Raw genomic sequence first — 20,958 nt, 5'->3', positions numbered from 1 at the left:
TATTGATTTGAATGTATTGTAAAATTACTTTTTGTCTTCACGCGTATCGATACCAAAAGGCAAATACAACGGACAAAACTTAATCAAACCGGTCAATACAAATACCACAGCCAATAAGCCCAAAATGCCCGCTAGCATTCCGCTGATGGTGTGGTTCATATACAAAATGCCAATAACAACGGCAACAATAAAGCGCAAAGCGCGGTCGGTTTTTCCCATGTTTGGTTTCATAATTATGTTATTTTAGTGATTGTACAATTCTGTTGATGTGTTCCCAATTTCCTCCGTTGATAACCAGTTCAAAGCCATTTTTCTCTAATGTTCGTTTGGCTTGAGCACTGCGCATTCCGCTGCGGCAATATACAACAATGGGTTGCTCGGGGTTTAATTCAGGCAAGCTCGAGGTTAAATCATCCAGCGGAATGTTAACCGATCCGCGCACATGGCCGTTGTTGTATTCAGATTTAGCGCGCACATCGAGCAAGCAAGCGCCACCATCAATGGCTTGGGTAATTTTATCGGTACTGTTGCCAGCATATAAGATTCTGAGTTTTTCCAAAGTGTTGACTTTAAAAAGTTGAATTTAATCAAAATAATTCTTGCGTTACAACAAAGTGCTCGGGCAAACATATTCAGTTACCGGAAGTTGCGTTCTTTTTATTTCAGAAAAACCTCCGACTACATCAGTAAAGTTATTCCAGCCCAGTTGTTTGAGGATGGATGCGGCTATCATACTGCGGTATCCACCGGCACAATGCAAGATAAATGGCTGGTCTTTCGGGATTTCATCCAAACGCTTGTACAGCTCATTCATCGGGATATTCACCGCGCCCACCATATGTTCAGAATCAAATTCTGATTTTTTGCGCACATCAATCACGGGCATGGCGTGGGTTGACAATTGACTTTTAAGTTCTTCAGCGGTTATGCGCTCAATGGTTTCAATAGGTTTTCCTGATTTTTTCCAACTTTCAAAACCACCGTCTAAATAACCAATGGTTTGGTCATAGCCCACACGTGATAACCTAATGAGCGCTTCAACTTCTTTGCCCGGATCGGCAATGAGTAAAATGGGTTGTTTGATATCGGCAATCATTTCGCCCACCCACATCGCAAAATTACCATCCATACCAATATTGATGCTGCCCGGAATAAATCCGTTGGCAAAATCACCCGCAGCGCGCACATCGAGCATAATGGCGTGTTCGTGCAAAGCTTTATGGCCAAATTCATCGGCTGAAAGCGGTTGTTGTGCACGGTCTAATATCACATCTAATGATTCGTAACCTTGAAGATTCATCAAAACGTTTTTCGGAAAATAACCCGGAGGTGTGGTAAGCCCTGTGAGTAAAGCTTTGACAAAGTCATCTTCAGTTAGTTCTGGATTCAAAGCATAATTGGTTTTCTTTTGATTGCCCAAAGTATCGGTGGTTTCTTTGCTCATCATTTTGCCGCAAGCACTGCCGGCTCCGTGGTTCGGATAAACGATGATGTCATCTGAAAGCGGCATAATTTTATCTCTCAATGAATGGTACAACATGCGCGCGAGTTTGTCTTGGGTTAGATCGGCAATGACGTGTTGCGCCAAATCAGGTCGGCCCACATCACCAATAAACAAAGTGTCTCCGGTGATTAATCCTTGCGGCGTTCCCTGTGCATCGGTTACCAAATAGCAAGTGCTTTCTAAAGTATGACCCGGAGTGTGTATGGCTTTAATGGTGCAATTACCCACTTTAAATTCTTGACCATCGGTTGCTACCAAAGCATCAAAACCCGGTTGGGCCGTTGGGCCATAAACAATTTGTGCCCCTGTTTTTTTGGCTAAATCTAAATGACCCGACACAAAATCAGCATGAAAATGTGTTTCAAAAACATACTTAATTTGGGCCTTGTCTTTTTGCGCTCTGTTGAGATAAGGTTCCACTTCTCTGAGCGGATCTACAATCGCAGCCTCGCCGTTGCATTCAATATAATAAGCCGCATGTGCGATACAGCCGGTATAAATTTGTTCTATTTTCATGGTTGGTGTTTTTTGAATTATAGGCCAAAACTAAAACCTTGATTTTGGGTAAACTATGACTTTTGTCACATTGGGGAGTGGTTGAGTGCATGGAGACTGAGTATTGTGGTACAATTGTTTGCTGCTCAAAAAACAATAATTATATTTACGATAAACAACTAAACAAATTACTATGAAAACCAATCTATTCAAACAAGCCATTGTGCTGTGTTTATTTGCGCAAAGTCTTATGGGGCAACCGTATGTTTCGATGCTCAACAACAACCCGTCATGGAACATTGCTATTGCTACTTTTGGCGGACAGCAAAACAGAGTGATCAACTCCGGTGTTGATGTTACCATTGGATCATTTACGTACAAAAAAATAACTGATACATACAGCAATACCGATGTGTATTTGCGCGAAGATGTATCGGCTAAAAAAGTATACAGACGCGTGAACAATACAGATCAATTGCTGTATGATTTTAGCCTAACCAATGGTTCATCTATAACTTTGGTCAACGGATTTACCTATTCAGTAACTGTGAATACAATTCCTGTGAATGGCGGAACCCGAAAGTCTATCTATCTCTATAATGATATAGCGCCTAGTGAGACTTGGGTGGAAGGGGTTGGTAACAGTCGTCATCCACTTAAGCCTACTTATGAATTACCGTCTGATCCTTATGTTTATTTGACTTGTAGCGCTCAAAATGGCATCAATGTTTATAATTTTGCACTAGCCAATGGGCAGCCAACTGCCACCGATTGTTCTATGTTGAGCACAGGCGATTTTAACTATACTGAACTTAGTTTTGTGCCGAATCCGTTTAGCCGTTCATGTACTTTGACTACGGATTTTGATTTTCAAGATGTTACGATTGAAATATTTAATTCAATCGGACAATTAATCCAAGAGATGAATCAACTTCAAGGCCGTGAAATAGTCATCAACAATAATCAATGGCAGGCTGGGGTTTATCTTGTACAAATAACAAGTGGTCAACAGTTGCTTGCGCGCAAAAAAATTGTCGTACAATATTAAATTGCTATTAAAAAGCTCAGCATCTCAAGCACTCAGAAAACCACTTCCTTCAACAGAATATAAACGCCCATCAATAAAACAAACCACCCAAAGGCAGGTTTGAGTTGCGCTCCGTTGATTTTTTTTGAAAGTTGGGTGCCGATGAGCATCCCGACAATCGCAATGCCGCTGATGGTGAGTAAGAGGGTATAGTTGATCGGTGCTCCGCCTAGGGCATCACCCGCAAAGCCAATGGCCGAGTTGATGCTGATGATCAGCAATGAGGTTCCCACGGCTTGTTTCATCGGGATACCGGCAAAAAAGAGTAGGGCAGGAATGATTAAAAATCCGCCGCCGGCTCCTAAAAATCCGATGATTAATCCAATCAAAAAACCCATGATGGCCAGTGATTTATATTGAGGGCTGCTGTCTTGTGTTGGTTCCGCCGAAGGTCTGATCATGGCGATAGAAGCGGCCAACATCAGCAACGCAAAAACTACCATAATCAGTGCGTTTTTAGTCACGTTTGTTGAGCCAACCGTACATAAAACATCAGGTAAAGCCGGGAGTAAAATTTTGCGCACCAACAGCAAACTAATCACAGAAGGCAGTGCAAAGGCCAAACCTGATTTGATCTCTAAATTGCCCAGTTTGTAATGACGATACGCACCGGTCATAGCTGTAATGCCTACAATAAACAATGAATAGCTTGTGGCATGTTCAGCTCCGATACCAAACAAATACACCAAAATAGGCACAGTCAAAATGCTTCCGCCGCCGCCAATGAGCCCAAGGCTGATGCCAATGAGTACCGATGCTAAATAACCTAGAATTTCCATAAGGTTTTTTGTTGGCAAATATGCAGGGTTGGCCAGATGTGTACTGTAACTTTTATCACCAGTTTATTTAATGAGTTCAATTTGGTTGCGGTGCAGTTTAACTAGTCCGCGTTGTTCCATTTTTTTGAGCAATCTTGAAATTACTTCGCGCGAAGTGCTCAAATCATTGGCAATTTCTTGATGCGAAAGTTTGAGCTCGTTGCATCCGCAGGCTTCGCGGTGACGGTTGAGGTAAAACTCCAAGCGTTCATCCATGGCGCGAAAGGCAATGCTGTCAATCACTTCTAAAACTTCTTCAAAACGGCTGCGGTAGGTTTCAATTACAAATTCATACCAACTGCGGTGCTTCATCATCCATTGGTCCATGAGTGGTAATGGAATCATCATGAGTTCGGCATCTTCAGTTACCTTGGCCATGATTTGACTTTTTTGGTTGCGGGTAGCACAAATCATTGAAATAGCGCAAGCTTGTCCGGGTTGTAAATAGTACATAAAAAACTCACCGCCGTCGTCGTCTTGTCGGTATATTTTGATCTGTCCGGCCAAAACCAAAACCGTGCTTTTGATGTATTGTCCGGTACGCATAATGGTCGTGCCGCTTTCAACGGTTTGAAAAACCGCCTGATGATTCATTTCTTCGAGTAAATCTTTTGAAAATCCCGGAAAAAGTGCCTGTACAGTTGAATCCATAAGATGTGCGTTAGTGGGGTAAATATAGTGATTTTTAGACACGCTGCGCTATAGACCGCTGCGCTTTAGGACGCGCCCTTCGGACTTTAGATATGAGAAGTTCTGATGCTCAGTTGCTCAGGCACTCACAGTCTCAGACACTCATTTGCTTTCTTGCGCAAACTTTCTATCTTTACGCTTCAAAATGCAACAAGATGAAACACTTATACCTTTTTTTGGCTTGTTTGGGGCTAACTTCAGTTTTTGGGCAAATCACCTATACCAGCAGTAATTTTGCGGGCATCGGGGCTACGACTATTTTGAGTTCAACCCAACTCAATACCGCTGCTTATGATTTTACACAAACAGGAACCAATTATGCCTGGAATTATCCGCTGCTTGATGTCACTTCGCAAGACACGCAAGTTTGGTCAGACCCCAACAATTCGGGTTACAAAACTTCGTGGTGTTTTACCAACGGTTATATCTTTAACTGTAATTCAAACTTCAACAGCCAATTTAATCTGGCCTTGGCTCAGCGCGACGGAGCTATTTTGGGCGGATACGGATTGACCAATATCGTTAGTCATTACCAAAAAACCAACGCTGCACTCACCAACAAAATGTTTGGCGCTCAAATGACAGCCGGCGGAAATATCATTCCTGTTACCGTGAGCTACACTGTGCCTGACCAAGAATACAACTTTCCGATTCAATACAATGACAATTATACCAACCCGAGTTCGTTTACGATTGATTTGAACAGCTTGGGTATTCCGGTTATTTATCAAACCGACAATCAAAGAACCAATGTGGTAGAAGGCTGGGGGAGTTTGGTTACGCCCTACGGAACTTTTGCCAATACCTTGAAAATGAAAACCACTATTGTGTCAAATGTGACCATTACCGGTGATGCCGGACCTACGAGTTCGGTGCAGACCACCATTAGTTACAAATGGTTTGACCAGCAATACCGCGTTCCGGTGCTCGAAGTTACGGGCAATGAGATCAACGGTCTTTGGGTGCCTGCACAAATTACTTATGTTGATATACAAAGATGTTTGCAGCCCACAGCTATGTTTGGTTATGTTCCGGTATTGCCTGATTATGACCCGGCAACGCTTTCGGCTCCGGTATCGTTTATCACCAGCGCTCAGAATTATCAGCAATTGCAATGGAACTTTGGCGATGGCGGAACTTCTACGAGTCAAAATCCAACACACACTTATCAATGTCCGGGCGTTTACACCGTAACGCTATCAGCCATCAATACTTTTTGTGTGCCGTCGGTCACCGAGCAAATGAGTTTAAATGTGGTGGTGACTGATTCGCAAAATGTTTTGAGCAATGCGGTAGTAGTAACCAATACCGAATTAACAGCTGAAAGAACTAATCCCGGTACAACATATCAATGGCTTGATTGTAATATGAACAATGCACCAATAGCCGGAGCAGTCGGGCAAATCTATGTTCCTGCCGGGCCGGGTCAATATGCTGTAGCACTAACTACAGGCAATTGTAGCTCAGTATCTGATTGCTATGATTTTCCAACTTTAAGCACGAGTCATCATGAGTTTTCGCAACCGCGTTTATATCCTAATCCAACTAAAGGTGTATTACATATAGAGCTCCCGGTCAACAACCAGCTCAACTCAGTACGTGTGCTAGATATTTTAGGTCAAGAAGTAGCACAATCACTCAATTTATCAGCTTTAGCCAAAGGTTTGTACTTAGTTGAATTGCATACCAACCAAGGAACTTTTACTTTAAAAGTACTTAAGGAATAATGTTGTTGGTTAATACGATTATAATTTAATTTGTTTTATGTTTACATAATAACTTTCACTAAAATCCATAAAAAATGAAAAAAATCCTATGCCTATTGAGCGTTTCTGTACTGTTTCTTTCTTCTTGTTCAAGTGATAGTAGCTCATCGTCTGACAATCCACCTTCTCAAAATCTCTTACTCCAAAGAACCGTTGAAGATAATCTCGGTTTAGGCTCAACAACCACTTATTATTATTATAACGGCAACAAGCTCACAGGTATTAATCGTAACGGTGAAGAATATGATATATACACTTACACGGGGAATTTAATTACAAAAATTCAACATTATAGCGGTCCCTACACCGCAACTCCAACAGAGGATGCAGAACTTCGATCAACAGATATTTTCGAGTATAATACTAATAATCAATTAATTAAATTTAAAACAACTAAACCGAATTCAAGTATTGAAAGAGAAACCACTTATACTTACAACAACAACATTGTTACTTTTCAGCAATATGAATATTACCCAGGGAATACTCCAGAACTGCTAAAATCAGGAACTATTACCTTACAAAATGGTGAAATTGTTAGATTACAAGTGGTTAAAGAATTTGATTCATATACCGATAATTATACTTATGATACCAAAAATAGTTTGTTTAAAAATGTATTGGGATATGATAAATTAATGTTTACGCATATTATTGGTAAACAAGGTAGTAAAACATTGGTTGATTCTATTTTAGGAGGTATTTCACATAATTTTGTAAATAATGCGGAATATGAATATACGTATAATTCTGACAACTATCCTGTTGCTGCAAATCACTACTTTTTCGGATCGTTACTTGTTAAATACTATTTTTACTACGAATAAAATAAACTCATTTAAGTCTGATACTAAACCTTCTTGAACCCATAATTCAGGAAGGTTTTTTTATTAAAACTAAGTATTTATTTGTATCTAAAATAAACTTGAAAATTAGTCGTATAGTTTAAATATTTATGTAAAAATGGATATTAAAATAATGCTATTGCTTTTAATTATACAACCTCGCGCAACAACCGCAATTACGACGTTGATTACAATGGTCCGTTGGCAACCCCGCCAACAGTAGGAAAGGCGATGTATCACGTGCCGCATTTTATATGGCCGTTCGTTATAATGGTCTCACTGTAGTTGACGGTAATCCGAATGAAAACATTGTAGGTCAAATTGACGATTTAGCCACGCTCTTGCAATGGAACTTTGGCGATGGCGGAACTTCTACGAGTCAAAATCCAACACACACTTATCAATGTCCGGGCGTTTACACCGTAACGCTATCAGCCATCAATACTTTTTGTGTGCCGTCGGTCACCGAGCAAATGAGTTTAAATGTGGTGGTGACTGATTCGCAAAATGTTTTGAGCAATGCGGTAGTAGTAACCAATACCGAATTAACAGCTGAAAGAACTAATCCCGGTACAACATATCAATGGCTTGATTGTAATATGAACAATGCACCAATAGCCGGAGCAGTCGGGCAAATCTATGTTCCTGCCGGGCCGGGTCAATATGCTGTAGCACTAACTACAGGCAATTGTAGCTCAGTATCTGATTGCTATGATTTTCCAACTTTAAGCACGAGTCATCATGAGTTTTCGCAACCGCGTTTATATCCTAATCCAACTAAAGGTGTATTACATATAGAGCTCCCGGTCAACAACCAGCTCAACTCAGTACGTGTGCTAGATATTTTAGGTCAAGAAGTAGCACAATCACTCAATTTATCAGCTTTAGCCAAAGGTTTGTACTTAGTTGAATTGCATACAAGTCAAGGTGTTTTTTTACAAAAAATAGTAAAAGAATAACGCAACGACCTTTGCTTTGATTGAGACAATTATTGTTTTGTAACATTCAAGCTTAATGGGGTATAGCCGTTTATAAAAAAGTCCCGAGTATAATAATCGGGACTTTTTTATTCATTTATGTGCTGTATTTTTTAGGTATTCAAAGTTTTGTTGGCTATGCCATTGATATAGTATCAAACTGCAACCTAAAAGCAATAAGCTATAAATCAATGCTCCGCTGTGGATGCTTCGGTACCATTCACAATTTTGAATGAATAACCACATGAGGGTTGATATAAATCCGGCATACACCAAACAACGACTTAAAGTATGCCCGAGGTACTGATTGAATCTGCGCAGGCTTTTAGGAAAAGCATAAAAAATAGCATACCATGGTGCGCGTTTACCCAAGTATATGTAACCGCTTACTTCACTCAAACTATAGCCTGATTCTGTCGGAAGCAAATTTATGGGCTTAAAAGTAGATTGATACAAACACCAAATGCCATAGAGTGTCAATGAAAAGACAGTCAACAATAAAGGCGTCCAGCTCATACCCAAAACAGTCACCAACGGATTGGCTTCTTTGTCCAGATTTGGCGTAAATTGATAAGTACAGTAAGCATCATAACTTCGGGTAAGTAAAATCCAAAGGGCTGTGAGCGTGAATTTTGTTTTTTTGTTCATGATTTGATTTTTAGTTTACTAGAAAGTATCTAAATGTTCTGAATGTTACATGCTCTGGTGTTAATTATATTGCATGCCCTATCAAATCTCATATAAACCGCTATCTTTGCTCGGTTAAACCAGTTAGTATGTTTAGAAGAATCATTGCGGCGTTTGTTTTCTTAGCTGCTTTATCGGTACAGGCCCAAGTGGTCATTAATGAAATTGATGCCGATACACCCTCAACCGATGTCAAAGAATTTATCGAACTCAAAACCGCAACACCTTTTATGCTCCTTGATGGTTATGTGTTGGTGTTTTTTAATGCCAGTTCGTCAGGGACCACCAATGTCAGCTATTTGGCCATTGACCTAGATGGCTTGGTCACCGATGGCAACGGAATCATCTTGCTGGGTAACCCGCTCGTGAACCCGGCAGCCTCTTATACTATAGCAGCCGGCAGCATTCAAAATGGCCCTGATGGCGTAGCTATTTATCAAGGCGATGCTACTGATTTTCCGATCAATACAGTCGGAACCAACACCAACCTTATTGATGCTTTGGTGTACAGCAACAGTGCCACTACATCAGCTACAGCGCTCATGACGGCATGGGGGTTAACGGTGAGTTATAATGAAAATGCCAACGGACAAGCGGCCAATGAATCAATTCAGCGCAAGAACGACGGAACCTATGAGGTCAAAACCCCAACACCACGCACTAACAATGATGGTTCAGGAATTATATACAATGGCATTACCACGACCATTAGCCCAAGTGGTGTTTTAACCGAAGGGCAGGCAGTGGCTTTTACGTTTACCACAGATACGCCGGTAACCTCGGCTTTGAGTTTTAGCTTTACGCTCAACAATGGCTCTTTTAATTCATCAGATTATACCGGAACCTTGAATGTGGTGATTCCTACCGGAATGAGCTCGGCTACGGTCAATGTAGTTTTGCGCAATGATGGAATCAACGACGGCGATGAAGAAATGGAGGTGGCCATTGGCAGCGTACCGTCTGATTACATTATCCTAAACAACAATACAATAGTTCGGGTCAATGACGTCAACTTTACCACCCTGAATTTCGGAACACCGGCCAGTCCAACCTATGGGCAAGTATCTAACAACAAACCCACGGGTTATTACGATTCGCTTGAAGGCAAATCAGGAGCAGCGCTCAAACAAGCCCTACAAGACATTATTGCTAATCCGGCGGTGGTACGAGCGCATACCTATGGCGATGTGATCAACATCCTGAAAACAGCCGATCAAAACCCGCTCAACAACAACCAAGTTTGGCTTATTTATACCGAGCAACCGCGTTCAAAAATAGATTATCAAACCGGAAGCAGCATCATCGGCAAATGGAACCGCGAGCATATTTACTGCCAATCACGCGGAAACTTTGGCGATTTATACAACTTACCGCCTGACGGAATCAACAATTGGTTAGCCAGTGGCCCGGATGATATCGGAGCAGGGCTTTCAGATGCGCATCATTTGCGCGCGGTAGATGGTCAAGAGAACACCTCGCGCAACAACCGCAATTACGGGGTTGATTACAACGGGCCGTTGGCCAACCCCACCAGCAGCTGGAAAGGCGATGTATCGCGTGCCGTATTTTATATGGCCGTTCGTTACAATGGTCTCAATGTAGTTGACGGCAATCCGAATGAAAACATTGTAGGTCAAATTGGCGATTTAGCCACGCTCTTGCAATGGAATCATACCGATCCGTCGGATGATTTTGAGATGAACCGCAATAACTACATCTACACTTGGCAAATGAACCGCAACCCGTTTATTGATATGCCGGCTTTGGCCGATTACATCTGGGGAACCCATGCCGGTGAAGCTTGGTTTGCGGCCTTATCCAACCCTACATTTCACCAAACACAGATTGTGATGCACCCGAATCCGGCCCAAGACCAAATTACTTTTTCAGGTTCATTTAGCAAAGCTGAGGTCGAAATCTACAACCTAGCAGGAGCCCGTTTGTTGCAAACCAACCTACAACTTCAAGAAGCCTTACCGCTTTCATTACCTACCGGTATGTATCTGGTCAAGTTGCAGGTGGATGGTCAGAGCATATTGCAGAAATTGATGATCAAATAAAGAAAGCCTCCAACTCGGAGGCTTTTTAGTTTGTTTGCTGTTGTATTTAAACCAGCGTTCCGTTGGCATTGATGCTTTTGGCTAAATCCCAATTGTTTTTATTGATTGCATCTTGAAAGCATTCGGTGCGATAAACAGTGTTGCGCAATACGGCATTGCTGTGGTGACGCAACCAATTGTCACGAGCGGCAACATATTGTTTGATCCAGGTTTTTTCATCTCCACCATTTTTAGGCACCGATTCCGGAAAGCTGTTTCTTAAAAAAGGCAGGATACTTCCGCTGTGGATAAAACTGTCATAAATAACCAGCATACTCAAAGGCAAAGTAAACTTCATGGCTGCATACCAAGCATAAGCCGGTTGATAATAAAGTTGGTCAAAAAAGCGGTCTTGTGTGGTTTTCATCATGGGGTCAGCCCCTGCTTTTTTGAGTGTGCTTTTTAATACGGCATCAGTATGCAGGCTAGGCATTTTGCCAATGCGTTGGGCATAAGGTTGTAAAGCCGCTGCATATTTTCCGTGGTTGGCTATGTATTGTTGCACCAGAATTTTGAGCACGCCAAACTCGGTAGTCTGGCTTCGGCCATAGGTGATTTGTTTGATTTTTGCCCCATTGACTACCGGCCCGTCGGCATAAACTGAAATGTTGTCGTATTTGCCCGCTGGGGTTCCGGTTTCAAAAACATTAACCACTTGTAGGATTTTCTTTTTTTGAGTTGTTGTAATCGGCATCTTATTGTGTTTTAAATGAGTTGATTAAAGGTCTGAAAAACTTTAATGAAACACATTAGGGTTTTTCCTCAAAAGCGAGGGGATTTTACCCAAGTCATTACTGCTTTGATTTGTTGACAATTTCTTGAAAAGCTATAAAAGTTGCCCTTTTTCGGTCTGGTCAAATGGCTATTTTTGCTCAAAATCATATCACCCTTGGGAACCTTCGTTATCAAAAAGCACGAGCAGCGCGATTATAAGTTTACCTTCTCATCCCGAAAAGGCAAAACTATTTTTACCAGTATTGTTTGCAAACACAAGCAAGATTGTGAGCAAATGATTGATGCACTCAAAGCACAAATTGATATGTTTGCTTTTACCAAGGTCAAAAATGCTTCGGGTAAATACTTTTTTAGACTCAGCAAAGACGGATTTGTTTTGGCCAACAGCCGAAAATACACTACAGAATTGCTCATGGGCAAAGGAGTTGATGAAGTATTCAAAAGTATTCCAACGGCCGAGGTTTTAGATTTTTCTGATAACGATTTTGTTTTTCCCGATGCTGCAGAGGTATTTGAAAATGCATCTTAATAACCCTCAATAAAAAATCCCTAGTGCATAACATCAGCTAGGGATTTTTAAATTCTTGACAGGCGTTCTTCAGAGTTTAATATGTGAACCCACCACAGTCACTGCATCATAACTTGTTAACCGAAAACCTGTCAGAAGTATTAAACCAAAATTTAAATCCTAAAAAATTAGGTTTTCTGACCATCTTCAGAACCTCGACCGGGGAGTAGGCCTCCCCAGAGCCGTGATTCTTTCTTAAAGGCGTGTAATTTTTTAATATGAAAGAGACGTTCAACCGACGTTCAAATCGGTAATGCGAAGATGGGTATTCTTGTATAAAATAACATTAGGGAAAACCCTAATTCGTCAGGGGATTTTCCCTAACGCATGTAAGGTATAGATTACTTATTTAGTATAAAATATTTATTTTTAATGAGTTGATGAGTGTATGAGTGCCTGAGAGGCTGAGTACCTAAGCCCATTGTTCCCGCGCGAATCTTTCGCGTGGTTGGTTTATGTTTATCTAAATTTTATATAAAGTAACTATATTATTGTTATGCTGCTAGACTTAAACCACGCGAAAGATTCGCGCGGGAGCGGGGGTAATTCATACAGCGCAGTGGTCTGTTTAAAAGGTTTAAGAAGTTGAGTTTGAAGCACTACTCATAATTCGTAATTCCTAATTCGTAATTCATACAGCGCAGCGGTCTGTTTAAAAGGTTTAAGAAGTTGATTTTGAGGCATTACTCAAAATTTATTAATTCATAATTCGTAATTCGTAATTCATAATTCATACAGCGCAGCGTGTCTCTAGCACAGCGTGTCTTTACCGTCTACTTCCGACGCAAAACGAACCTTAGCTCAGTCACTCTTTATGTCATCAATAAAGGCATAAGCTCCTACAAATTCACCGTTTTTAAAGTAAAGATACCTCATTTGGGGGGTTACAGACCCGGTTAGGTCAAAGATAAAGCCTGAAAGGTATTTTGCGGTGCGATCAGATTGATAGTACTCTGTATCTATGCCAAAAACAGGGTGGGTGAGTGGGTAGTTGTAATCCATCTCTTGATTGTCATAATACTCGGCTACCACATATAAATCAATGTTTTGGGCACGGCATTTTTGTTGCAGTAGTTCAAGGGGAATACACATTTTGCTTTTGCATTTTGCCCCCCAAATATAGACTACTGCTTTTTGAGCGCTATTCAAACACTTTTTTAAATCAAGTCCACGCGTGAGATATACTTTGGCTTGGTTGGTAGGGGTTAAATCACAAACAGATGTATTGGGGCTGTAGGCTACGTATAAATCAGGCTTTTGTACTTGCATTTTATGGTAGTAGCTGTAGAGCCCGGCAAAATTTCCTTTGATGGCGCATGAATTTAGGGTTAAGGCTAATAATAATAAACAGAACTTCATGTTTTGCGGTTTGTGTTGTTACAAAAAAAGGTAGAATATATATAAATTCCACCTTTTAGAGTTTATTTGGTGATTTTAATTTTTAGGATATAGCCTCCGTATTGCCCCACATTCGGGTTGAATGCATATTGGCCCTTATACAAAGTAGCATTTGAATTTATAATATCTGAATCTATGCTGTAAGCTACAAAGTAGGTAAAGAAATTTGGTTTTAAGTTTTCACAGAATGGCTCAGCCATTTTTTAAAATGTAACCAAAGGCCTGTATAATTATTGAAAATTTATGCATTTATTTGTAAATCCTTATCTATCAATATTTTCGATTTTGCTTTTTACTACTCACTGTTTTTTGGTGTTATTCCTAACTTAAATTAATCAAACCAATTAAACGAAAAGTCGCTACCTTACTTTTCATCAAAAAAATAATATTTTAAGATTAAACTATGAAAAACTTATCTAAAATTATACTCGCTTTGATGTGTACACTAACCACTTATGCTCAATGGACTAGTGATGCGTCAGTAAATACAGTAGTTTCTTTTTTAACAACAAATGATTTCTTTCCAACTGCTGTAACTGACGATCAAGGAAACTCTATTGTTTTTTTTAAATCTCGAACCAATACAAATCCATGGAAATTATATGCACAGAAGTTAGATGTAAATGGTTACCGATTATGGGGTGATGGAGTTTTGATATATGATTTTGACAATTCAAACGATTTTGATGTTTATTCATGTGTTGTAACCTCAGATGGTTCAGGTGGTGCTGTTGTTGCTTGGACTGATAAAAGAAATGCAAATTGGGATGTATTTATGCAAAAAATTGACCTAAATGGAAATTTAGTATGGTCATCTGCAGGGATTCAAATTTCAAATTCAATGGATGATGATCGAGATATTGAACTAATTAAAAATACCAACAACGAGTACATTATTACATGGAATAATTTAGGAAATTATAAAAACTATGTCCAAAAAGTTAATTCAAATGGTTCAATAATGTGGACATCCGGAGGCAATGTTTTATCAAATTCCATTTTTCAAGGAGGCGCAAGAATAGTTGATGACAATCAAGGAGGAATTATAGCTACTTGGATTGACTACAGGAATCTATCTAATTTTAATTTGTACGCGCAGAGAATGAATTCAAATGGCTTAATAATATGGGACATAAACGATGTATTAATAAGAAACGTAACAACTAATCCTGAAAATGTTGTATTATCAGCTGACCAAGATAGTGGGGCTTTTATAACTTGGGTTGATAATCGCAACGGAAATGATTTTAATATTTATGCTCAAAGAATTAATCAGAACGGATTGGTTCAATGGGCAGAAAATGGCATACCTGTTTGTTCAAGTATTGGCGATGTATATGCAGTACAATCAGTAGTTGATTCACAAAATAATTTACTGGTTCTTTGGGAAGATGAGCGTAATGGAACGGAAGGAGATGTCTACTTGCAAAAAATAAACCCCCAAGGTAATATTCAATGGCCAGTTGATGGAATAGGAGTCGCCACAGGAAGTTCAGGTCAACTAATACCTAGAATAGTTCATAGTATGCAAAATGGTTTTCTGGTTGCATGGGAAGACGATCGCGCAGGCAATGGCGATATTTATATTCAAAGAGTCAATTCAGATGGTAGTTTTGCATGGCAAAATAATGGTATAGCATTATCAACAGCAACCAGTAATCAAGCTTCAATTAGTTTAGTGAGTAATAATATCGGAGGTGGAATTGCCTTTTTTTCAACCACTACAAATAGCGTAAACATTTTTGCTCAGAATATATGTGCCAATGGTCAATTAGGTTTGAATTGTGCTTTAGCTCTTAATAACTTTTCAAGTGATATACCGATTCTAAGCCCAAATCCCGTGTCCCATTTTTTAAATTTACAAATACCCGATAATACTCAGTTGAATCAAATCACCATCACCGACCTCACCGGCAAAATCCTCATTCAAACCACACCGGTAAATGGACAAATCAACGTTGAAAGTCTAGCCTCAGGAGTTTATTTGATTCAATTAGAAGGTAATGGTTTTAAGTCTCACCAAAAAATTATTAAAAATTAATTTATGCGTCAATTTTTTTTTAGTGTTTTACGGATTGGTTTTTTGCTTAGTTCTTTTGCTTGCTTCAGTCAAGTTGAATTTGATTTATCTGGCACTTGGACCGGAAAAATACACGACAATACCATCAATTTTACAATCAAGTATGATGTTGATTTAGAGTTGGAAAAATTTGGAAACAACAATTATATTGGTTTTTTAAAAATTGAACGTAAATTATCACCTTTATTAAAAGTTCAAGGCAACTTAGGCAATCCCAAAATGCCTAAACACAATTTTATTGGAACTTTTTTGGTTCAAGGATTTGTTGATAAAAATCAATTAAATCTTTCAATCACTAAAACACTTTCTAATAATGATTCACAAATTACATGGTGCGAAATCAAACCGAATTTCAAGATTGATGAAGGAGCCAATGAAATGGTTGGAACATATCAAGGCTGCAATTTTGCTTTTGGAACTCATGTAATCTTACAAGGTGGTCGCATTGAACTCAGCAAAGAATCGGCAAATATATCGGTTGAATCATCACAGATGTTTGCGGGGTATAAAGATGCAAAGTTTAATTATGGAGATTTTTATATCTCATCTAAAAACAATGTAAATGAGTTTAAAAAGCTAAAGTTTGATCAAGAAAACTTGGTTCGTTTTCAGATAGAGAATATAAACACAATTGAAAAAAGACTCAATGCGAGGTATGAATTTTCATTACCAACTGACAAAAGCAATTTCAAGACTTTTTCATATGAGGGAATTTACCCGCTAACGCTTAGGCCGGGTCAAAAGGAATATATTGGATTTAATTATCAGTTTCCGTTTAACGTTTATGCTGATTCAATCAATGTTGAAGTTTCTATTATAGATATTGAAATGGGCAATGAGATTGTAGAAAAAATAAATAGGAAATTGCCTATCGAGCAGTTTTTTGAAGGCCCAATTTTAATCAAACCTTCTGGTCATGATACTTTTATCAATCATTTATTCATGTTTAAAAAAGGACAATCAGTAAAAGATATCATTGAAGGTCAAGTTAAAAACAAGGATAGTTTAGCATATGCTTGGAGAGGAGTTTTGATGGCTACCGGTCGTGGAGGTTATGATAAAAACGATCAACAAGGACTAAAAATAAATACTTGGACCATAAAAAAGTACAACCAATTGGCCAGAGAGGGCAATGCTGAAATTGCTTATGTACTCGCTATGGCCAAATTGCTGTCTGGAGATGATGAGCAAATCTTTCAAGGACAATCGATTTTGCGAGCTTGTGCTGAGGCTCAATACACTCCTGCATTTTTTGATTATTTAACTTTACAATTACAGTTAGTGGATGAAAATCAAAAAAAGTCAGCTGTAACTAAACTTAGCCAGTTATTTAGCCAAGGATATAAGAGAGCAGCACTAGTTTTAGGGGATTATTTCTCTAACGGAAAATCAACACAGCCAGATAAACAAAAAGCTTTAGAATGGTATCAAAAAGTTGGTGTTGAAGCGGGTGCTGAATATTATGAAGGTTTGGCTAGATATTATATTGATTTTAAACAAACCGATACAGATGTTACCATGGCAGAGTTAAATTTGAACAAAGCTTCTGAATTGGGCAAATACAATGCATACAATTATGTTGCGGGTAAGTTGCTCTTAACCGACCATTACAAAGAAGCTTCAGTAAAAAAAGGATTAGCACTTTTAAAAATTGCTGCTGATCACGGAATTCGTGAATCTATGTATCAGTTAGGTTCGATATTAATCGATGGTAGTTATCTCGGACCAAAATGGGCAGACATAGTTACTGCAAATGTTTACTTAAAAAGAGCGGCAAAAAAAGACCATTCTAAAGCTATGATTCAATTAGCCAAAATGTATTATTCGGGATTAGCTGGTGAAAAAAGCCTAATCAAATATCGTTATTGGTTGACTAAAGCCGGTAACCTTGGTGAAAAGGTTGATAAAAGCGGAAAGTTAATCAATTCTTTTAGTATAAATAATTTCTTTTCTAACCTTGATTTCAGCCCTCGAAGAGAAATCGTTGTTACCAATCAGTATGGTGCTGAAGTTGAACGTTACACAGAAGGACCATCACCGCTTGAATTAGGTTTTGACTCTATCATGCAAACTTATGCACAAAGTAGAATTCAAAAGCAAGAGTTTATTAATGGAATAGAATTTATTGATAGAGTTGATAACCAAGATATTTATGCCGGCACGGTTTCTTCATCTGCCCAAACCAATCTGCATGTCAAAGAAGATCAGATATTAGAATTTAAAGCCCAAGGATTGATGAATTTTGGAATGATGGCCGGAAACAGAACGCCAGATGGTTTGCCTGAAGGTTTGGCTAAAACAGGCTTGTTTAATGATATAAGTAAATATTCTGACAATTTCAAAAGCTACAATATTGAAACCGATTATCCTCATGGTGCTTTTTTGATTAGAATTGCTGATTCGGGTTGGTTTATGATTGGTAGTCAAAATACAGTTAAAGTACCTTTTGATGGTTACATAACTATTGCTGTTAACGATATTGATTATGTCAATAATTCGGGCTATTATGATTTTGAAATTAAAGTAGGTAGTAGTCAAGAAGATTGAATTTAATATGCTATTCTTAAATAAATCACATTGTTTAAACAAATCAATGTATCGGTCACTTTTACAGTAACCCGGATTAGAATAATGGCTTTAGATATGGGTATATAAACCTCTTAATAAAAACAACAAAACCAACCATGAAATCAACCAACAAAACCACAACAAACCTCCTGACTTTAGCTTTGATAACACTACACACTCTAGCGCTACTGGGGCAGGCACCACCACCGGGTAAATACAATACAACCGATTACCCTGAAGACCGAAAAATCATCAATGCGATTTCGAATATTTTTGACCCGGCGCTTTCACTCAATGACAATTCCATCAGTATAGGGGCCGATGGTTCTATTGCCTACGGACTTGAAGAAGAATTTCAGAAGTTTGCCCGCAACGGCATGACTTTCAAATCAGTTGAATCAGTACCGGGCACCGAACTCGTACGCATATTCAACGGCCAGACCGCCATCAAAACCAAGGTGGCCGATGTGGTGTTTGATACCCCCGAGGGCGATTTACACTTTAAAGTAATCAGAGCCGAAACCTACATCAAAGACCATGGTAAATGGTATTATGTTTTGGGGCAAGGCACCAACTTTATGACCCAAGAAGAGTTCAACGCATATAAAAAAGAGCATACCACTAAAAAGTAAGGCTTCGGGCTAGCGGATTGGTAAATGCCTCTCTGAGTGCCTGAGAAACTGAGCAGCGGTAACTATATTATTGTTCATGCTGCTAGACTTAAACCACGCGAAAGATTCGCGCGGGAGCGGGGCAGGAGGAATCTCAGCATCTCAGACACTCAGTTGCTCAGCAACTCATTTAAATATTTGATATTTAATAACTTTATAAGGAATAAAGTATATCTTTACGCCTTTATTAATACAATATTTTATTATGAACGAAGGAACAATTAAGTTTTTCAATGAAGCAAAAGGCTTCGGATTCATCACTCCAAACAATGGCGAAAGTGATGTGTTTGTACACGCTAGTGGTTTAAACGGGCCTGTACGTGAAAATGACACAGTGACTTATTCTGTTGAAAACGGAAAAAAAGGTCTCATGGCAGTAAATGTAAACGTTATCTAAGATATATTTTTACGACAACCCAAAAGCCGGTCTGAAAAGACTGGCTTTTTTTGTTGGTGATGCTGAGTGTCTGAGAGCCTGAGAACCTGAGTGCCTGAGCAGCTGCGCTTGATGAATGATGCATGTCAATTTGATGTAATGTTTTCCTAAATGATTTTTGAAGCATTGGTGTAATTGAGAATCCACTACAGGTTTAAAAAAGTGTAGAAGGTTTAAGAAGTTGAGCTGAAACAGCCGTGAAACAGAGAATCCACTATAGGTTTAAAAAAGTGTAAAAGGTTTAAGAAGTTGAGTGTCTGAGAACCTGAGAACCTGAGTGCCTGAGCAGCTGCGCTTGATGAATGATGTATGTCAATTTGATGTAATGTTTTCCTAAATGATTTTTGAAGCTTTGGTGTAACCAACAACCCACTACAGGTTTAAAAAAGTGTAAAAGGTTTAAGAAGTTTAGTCTGAAACCTAATTCTTAATTCGTAATTCCTAATTCGTAATTCTCACAGCGTAGCGGTCATCAGGTTTTGAATTTCAATTTTTAACGGGTTTAAATGCCTATTGATTATTACCCAAATCATTGAATTATCCAAGCTGTCGTATGCATGAACCAATCTATTTCTAAAACTGATAATTTGTTTGTCGTTTTTGATTATGATTTTCGGTTCTAGTTTTTTGAATTGATTTAATGCCTCACCAATAATGGCTAATTGACGCTCAACAGCACTTTGCGTTTTGCGATCTTGATCGTATAAATTGAAATCCTTGTAATCGAGTGTAAATTCTTCGATTAATTCTATCGCCATCAAAATATCAGAAAGATACTTTTTGCTCTTTTGCGTCATATATTAATACTTTTGATGAATCGATACTTTTTCTAAGTATTGGATTTCTTATTGAACCATTGGTCAATAAGTCAACTTTTCTTTGAAAGAATTTTTCAAATTTATCCCATAGGTCAAGTAGATTTTCACCGCGCTTGATCGGATCTTTTGTGTCTAGTTCAACAAGTAAATCAATATCACTAGATTCTTCTTTAAATTGATCATTTGTTGATGAACCAAAAGCATATAGCGTTTTTACATCGTGACTTTTGCACAATGATAAAAACTCGTTTGAGTTGGCTTGTATAGAATCTTTCAAATTCATTTTGCTAAGGTATGAATTTTTAGCAATCGTTTACCGTTGCTTTTTTTTGGCTTGTTGCTCACCATCAGACAGCTACAAATTCCAACAACCCACTACAGGTTTAAAAAAGTGTAAAAGGTTTAAGAAGTTGAGTGTCTGAGAACCTGAGAACCTGAGTGCCTGAGCAGCTGCGCTTGATGAATGATGCATGTCAATTTGATGTAATGTTTTCCTAAATGATTTTTGAAGCATTAGTGTAACCAACAACCCACTACAGGTTTAAAAAAGTGTAAAAGGTTTAAGAAGTTTAGTCTGAAACCTAATTCTTAATTCGTAATTCCTAATTCGTAATTCTCACAGCGTAGCGGTCAGTAGCGTAGCGTGTCTAAAGACACAGCCGTGTCTCTAGTGCAGCGTGTCCGTAGGCGCAGCCGTGTCTCTAGCACAGCGTGTC

Annotated in this window: 21 protein-coding genes; 10 read left to right on the top strand and 11 right to left on the bottom strand. The window is 38.9% G+C overall.

The features are described 5' to 3' along the window. Positions 1 to 24 precede the first annotated feature (24 nt). The 3 genes from KIH23_RS11920 to KIH23_RS11910 are packed head-to-tail and all read right to left on the bottom strand — an operon-like array spanning position 25 to position 2,020. Positions 25 to 231 (bottom strand): DUF2892 domain-containing protein, encoded by a 207-nt coding sequence (locus tag KIH23_RS11920; RefSeq protein ID WP_213213721.1) that lies wholly within the window; start codon positions 229 to 231, stop codon positions 25 to 27. A gap of 7 nt (positions 232 to 238) precedes the next feature. Then, a complete protein-coding gene (locus tag KIH23_RS11915; RefSeq protein WP_213213720.1) occupies positions 239 to 559 on the bottom strand; it encodes a rhodanese-like domain-containing protein in 321 nt (106 codons plus the stop codon). Between the two features lie 45 nt (positions 560 to 604). Further along, positions 605 to 2,020 carry an MBL fold metallo-hydrolase gene (locus KIH23_RS11910; protein ID WP_213213719.1) on the bottom strand — a complete coding sequence of 472 codons (1,416 nt, stop codon included), beginning with the start codon at positions 2,018 to 2,020 and terminating at the stop codon, positions 605 to 607. Between the two features lie 172 nt (positions 2,021 to 2,192). Here KIH23_RS11910 and KIH23_RS11905 point away from each other — a divergent pair, with 172 nt between their 5' ends. Continuing rightward, positions 2,193 to 3,047, top strand: a complete 855-nt coding sequence (locus tag KIH23_RS11905; protein ID WP_213213718.1) for a T9SS type A sorting domain-containing protein — start codon at positions 2,193 to 2,195, stop codon at positions 3,045 to 3,047. Positions 3,048 to 3,079: 32 nt separating this feature from the next. Here the strand turns inward: KIH23_RS11905 and KIH23_RS11900 are convergent, their stop codons facing one another. Further along, on the bottom strand, positions 3,080 to 3,865 hold the full coding sequence (locus KIH23_RS11900; RefSeq protein ID WP_213213717.1) for a sulfite exporter TauE/SafE family protein: 786 nt from the start codon (positions 3,863 to 3,865) through the stop codon (positions 3,080 to 3,082). 63 nt (positions 3,866 to 3,928) lie between these two features. Next, positions 3,929 to 4,555, bottom strand: a complete 627-nt coding sequence (locus KIH23_RS11895; protein WP_213213716.1) for a Crp/Fnr family transcriptional regulator — start codon at positions 4,553 to 4,555, stop codon at positions 3,929 to 3,931. Positions 4,556 to 4,749: 194 nt separating this feature from the next. On the opposite strand from KIH23_RS11895, the gene KIH23_RS11890 reads away from it, so the two are divergent. The 3 genes from KIH23_RS11890 (at position 4,750) to KIH23_RS11880 (ending at position 8,164) form a co-directional block, all read left to right on the top strand. Continuing rightward, positions 4,750 to 6,321, top strand: a complete 1,572-nt coding sequence (locus KIH23_RS11890; protein WP_213213715.1) for a PKD domain-containing protein — start codon at positions 4,750 to 4,752, stop codon at positions 6,319 to 6,321. A gap of 74 nt (positions 6,322 to 6,395) precedes the next feature. After that, positions 6,396 to 7,187: a hypothetical protein gene (locus tag KIH23_RS11885; protein ID WP_213213714.1), complete on the top strand. Its 792-nt coding sequence runs from the start codon at positions 6,396 to 6,398 to the stop codon at positions 7,185 to 7,187. 272 nt (positions 7,188 to 7,459) lie between these two features. Then, positions 7,460 to 8,164, top strand: a complete 705-nt coding sequence (locus tag KIH23_RS11880; RefSeq protein WP_213213713.1) for a PKD domain-containing protein — start codon at positions 7,460 to 7,462, stop codon at positions 8,162 to 8,164. A gap of 111 nt (positions 8,165 to 8,275) precedes the next feature. Here the strand turns inward: KIH23_RS11880 and KIH23_RS11875 are convergent, their stop codons facing one another. Beyond that, positions 8,276 to 8,830, bottom strand: coding sequence for a hypothetical protein (locus KIH23_RS11875; RefSeq protein ID WP_213213712.1), 555 nt, complete (start codon positions 8,828 to 8,830; stop codon positions 8,276 to 8,278). Positions 8,831 to 8,958: 128 nt separating this feature from the next. On the opposite strand from KIH23_RS11875, the gene KIH23_RS11870 reads away from it, so the two are divergent. Continuing rightward, positions 8,959 to 10,929: an endonuclease gene (locus tag KIH23_RS11870; protein WP_213213711.1), complete on the top strand. Its 1,971-nt coding sequence runs from the start codon at positions 8,959 to 8,961 to the stop codon at positions 10,927 to 10,929. Between the two features lie 46 nt (positions 10,930 to 10,975). On the opposite strand, the gene KIH23_RS11865 is transcribed toward KIH23_RS11870, so the two are convergent. After that, on the bottom strand, positions 10,976 to 11,662 hold the full coding sequence (locus KIH23_RS11865) for a chitosanase (RefSeq protein WP_213213710.1): 687 nt from the start codon (positions 11,660 to 11,662) through the stop codon (positions 10,976 to 10,978). Positions 11,663 to 11,836: 174 nt separating this feature from the next. On the opposite strand from KIH23_RS11865, the gene KIH23_RS11860 reads away from it, so the two are divergent. After that, positions 11,837 to 12,232 carry a YegP family protein gene (locus tag KIH23_RS11860; protein WP_249684908.1) on the top strand — a complete coding sequence of 132 codons (396 nt, stop codon included), beginning with the start codon at positions 11,837 to 11,839 and terminating at the stop codon, positions 12,230 to 12,232. Between the two features lie 840 nt (positions 12,233 to 13,072). Here the strand turns inward: KIH23_RS11860 and KIH23_RS11855 are convergent. Both KIH23_RS11855 and KIH23_RS11850 read right to left on the bottom strand, forming a co-directional pair. Continuing rightward, on the bottom strand, positions 13,073 to 13,630 hold the full coding sequence (locus KIH23_RS11855; RefSeq protein WP_213213709.1) for a hypothetical protein: 558 nt from the start codon (positions 13,628 to 13,630) through the stop codon (positions 13,073 to 13,075). Positions 13,631 to 13,692: 62 nt separating this feature from the next. Continuing rightward, positions 13,693 to 13,869: a hypothetical protein gene (locus tag KIH23_RS11850; RefSeq protein ID WP_213213708.1), complete on the bottom strand. Its 177-nt coding sequence runs from the start codon at positions 13,867 to 13,869 to the stop codon at positions 13,693 to 13,695. A gap of 203 nt (positions 13,870 to 14,072) precedes the next feature. On the opposite strand from KIH23_RS11850, the gene KIH23_RS11845 reads away from it, so the two are divergent. The 4 genes from KIH23_RS11845 to KIH23_RS11830 all read left to right on the top strand — a co-directional run bounded on the left by KIH23_RS11845 (position 14,073) and on the right by KIH23_RS11830 (position 19,385). Then, positions 14,073 to 15,710, top strand: coding sequence for a T9SS type A sorting domain-containing protein (locus tag KIH23_RS11845; RefSeq protein WP_213213707.1), 1,638 nt, complete (start codon positions 14,073 to 14,075; stop codon positions 15,708 to 15,710). 3 nt (positions 15,711 to 15,713) lie between these two features. Continuing rightward, the gene (locus KIH23_RS11840; RefSeq protein WP_213213706.1) at positions 15,714 to 18,296 is read left to right on the top strand and encodes a tetratricopeptide repeat protein; all 2,583 of its coding nucleotides are present in this window, start codon (positions 15,714 to 15,716) and stop codon (positions 18,294 to 18,296) included. A gap of 137 nt (positions 18,297 to 18,433) precedes the next feature. Beyond that, positions 18,434 to 18,949 carry a hypothetical protein gene (locus tag KIH23_RS11835; protein WP_213213705.1) on the top strand — a complete coding sequence of 172 codons (516 nt, stop codon included), beginning with the start codon at positions 18,434 to 18,436 and terminating at the stop codon, positions 18,947 to 18,949. A 244-nt stretch (positions 18,950 to 19,193) separates the two neighbouring features. Next, positions 19,194 to 19,385, top strand: a complete 192-nt coding sequence (locus tag KIH23_RS11830) for a cold-shock protein (RefSeq protein ID WP_213213704.1) — start codon at positions 19,194 to 19,196, stop codon at positions 19,383 to 19,385. A gap of 494 nt (positions 19,386 to 19,879) precedes the next feature. On the opposite strand, the gene KIH23_RS11825 is transcribed toward KIH23_RS11830, so the two are convergent. Continuing rightward, entirely contained in the window at positions 19,880 to 20,221 is a 342-nt protein-coding gene (locus KIH23_RS11825) for a DUF86 domain-containing protein (RefSeq protein ID WP_213213703.1), read from the bottom strand. Next, positions 20,190 to 20,525: a nucleotidyltransferase family protein gene (locus KIH23_RS11820; protein ID WP_213213702.1), complete on the bottom strand. Its 336-nt coding sequence runs from the start codon at positions 20,523 to 20,525 to the stop codon at positions 20,190 to 20,192. The genes KIH23_RS11825 and KIH23_RS11820 overlap by 32 nt, the downstream gene beginning before the upstream one ends. Between the last annotated feature and the right edge of the window lie 433 nt (positions 20,526 to 20,958).

This window comes from Flavobacterium sp. CYK-55, from assembly GCF_018413465.1.
Taxonomy (GTDB): domain Bacteria; phylum Bacteroidota; class Bacteroidia; order Flavobacteriales; family Flavobacteriaceae; genus Flavobacterium.
This window is presented reverse-complemented; position numbering and strand designations above follow the sequence as displayed.